This window comes from Acinetobacter sp. ABJ_C5_2, from assembly GCF_044538485.1.
Classification (GTDB): domain Bacteria; phylum Pseudomonadota; class Gammaproteobacteria; order Pseudomonadales; family Moraxellaceae; genus Acinetobacter; species Acinetobacter nosocomialis_A.
In genome coordinates this window covers 1-1,787 of sequence record NZ_JBIUCS010000071.1, presented here as the reverse complement: position 1 = coordinate 1,787, position 1,787 = coordinate 1, and the positions used below count along the sequence as shown (strand labels likewise).

2 protein-coding genes and 1 pseudogene are annotated in these 1,787 nt (G+C 27.1%); 1 reads left to right on the top strand and 2 read right to left on the bottom strand.

The annotated features are described in order from the left end of the window. Positions 1-23 precede the first annotated feature (23 nt). Positions 24-377, bottom strand: coding sequence for a DUF5991 domain-containing protein (locus ACH8JV_RS19320; RefSeq protein ID WP_240061797.1), 354 nt, complete (start codon positions 375-377; stop codon positions 24-26). 144 nt (positions 378-521) lie between these two features. Between ACH8JV_RS19320 and ACH8JV_RS19315 the strand changes: the two genes are divergently transcribed. Further along, the gene (locus tag ACH8JV_RS19315) at positions 522-1,178 is read left to right on the top strand and encodes a haloacid dehalogenase-like hydrolase (RefSeq protein ID WP_174742449.1); all 657 of its coding nucleotides are present in this window, start codon (positions 522-524) and stop codon (positions 1,176-1,178) included. 164 nt (positions 1,179-1,342) lie between these two features. On the opposite strand, the pseudogene ACH8JV_RS19310 reads toward ACH8JV_RS19315, so the two are convergent. After that, positions 1,343-1,787: pseudogene (locus ACH8JV_RS19310) on the bottom strand (RND transporter); the annotation flags it as partial.

Genomic DNA, 1,787 nt, shown 5'->3' with positions numbered 1-1,787 from the left:
GGTTATAAAGAACCCTATATCAATTATTTATCCTTATAAAATAGATTATCTTTGATATCTAAAACTTCATCGGAATAAAGATAATATTTTCCTTTCTTAAAGACTACTTTTCCTAACTTTTCACCAGTTTGAACTTTAAAGAAATATAGTTCGTTATTTTTCTCTTTCACTTTACATATATAAGATTTATCAACCTGAAAGCCAGCAATAGAATACTCACACTTTTTGGGTGTTAGCGTTAAAACCGATTCTATCGTCGCAACATTACCACCCGGCAACTCTTCTGAACTATAATAATGATAAGTACCATTCCACTTATCTGCATTTGCAAATGTGGTAACAGAAAGAGCCAGCAATAATAAACAAAATTTTTTTATTTAATTAACTTATAAATAATCAAGTCAAACTATTATAACCAAATTACAATACAATAAAATATTTTATTGTTTTATAAATCAACTATTAAAAATACTCTTTTTGAAAATTAATTCTTACCACAATTACCAAATCTAGAGAAATATATGAAAGAAATTGTTGTTTTTGACTTGGATGGGACATTACTATCGGGTGACTCTACAAAGGCATGGTTAACAGATAAATTGAAATCTAATATTTTTAGATTTATCGCTGCACTTATTGTTACGCCCATCGCTTTACCTCTTATGAAATTTAAGAAATATAAATCTAAAGGTGCTTCATTGTATTTATGGATTGCAACGTATAGCTTGAATGAAGAAGAATTAGAATACAGCTTTAAAAATTTCTCTAAGAATATCAATGAAACTACTTCCAGTTCAGTATATTGGTTTAAGCAAGGTATAGCCGAAGTTAAAGATCATTTAGCCAATGGAAGAATTGTGTTTATTGCCACGGCTGCACCAGAAAAGTTAGCGAATGTTTTACTCGAGTCTATCAATCTAGATGTACGAATTATTGGTACTCCTCTACAAAACAAATTGGGAGGATGGATAAGTGGGATACATTGCAGGTCTGAAGAAAAAGTAAGAAGATTGAATAAGGTTGATATCAAACAACCTTGGTTTGCAACATACAGTGATGATATTGATGATGACTTACCTATTTTGATGGGCGCCAAAAAGCCCTACTTAATTAATAGTGATAACAACAAAATTAAAAATATTAAAATCAAAAATTTAAAGCTATTAAATTGGTTTTAAAGTTATGATATGAGTATTGTTTATGTAAGCTTTCTAACGACTAAATAAAGATAGTATAGGCACTTTTATTACTAAAAGGGCCTATAAAAGTGATTTTTACCGGTTAATTTGGCTCTAAATTAAATATAATTACACATTTAAGAATTAAGTAAAATATTAAAGCTCTATTTTATTTGATGAATTTGCATAAAACCTTCATTGCATTCTAAAGTTGAACCTTTTAAATTCTCACATTTAATTTTATTATCTTTTGTTAATCTAAATTTAAAACCATCATTAACTTTATAGCCTGATTTAAATTCTTTTGACATCACTCCCCAAACAGTAGGATTGTTTTGAACATATATAGAATTTATAGCATAAATATTTAAAGAATCATCCACAGTAATTTTCTTTATATGATTTTGATCAAGAAAATTATAATCATATTGACCTTTTTTATTTGGCAAAATACTTGTATCCATTAGTTTAACAACAGCAATTTCTTTTGCTTTTTTATTAAAAATATAAAATTTCTTTATGATATAAAAATCACCTCTTAATACATTTTCCGTATATTCCACAAAACCAATAAAATTATTATCTGAAAAATATGGTGAAATAATATAT

What these genes read in the sequence shown, in the direction of transcription:
- ACH8JV_RS19315 (WP_174742449.1), top strand. Translation starts at nt 522, where the DNA reads ATGAAAGAAATTGTTGTTTTTGACTTGGATGGGACATTACTATCGGGT.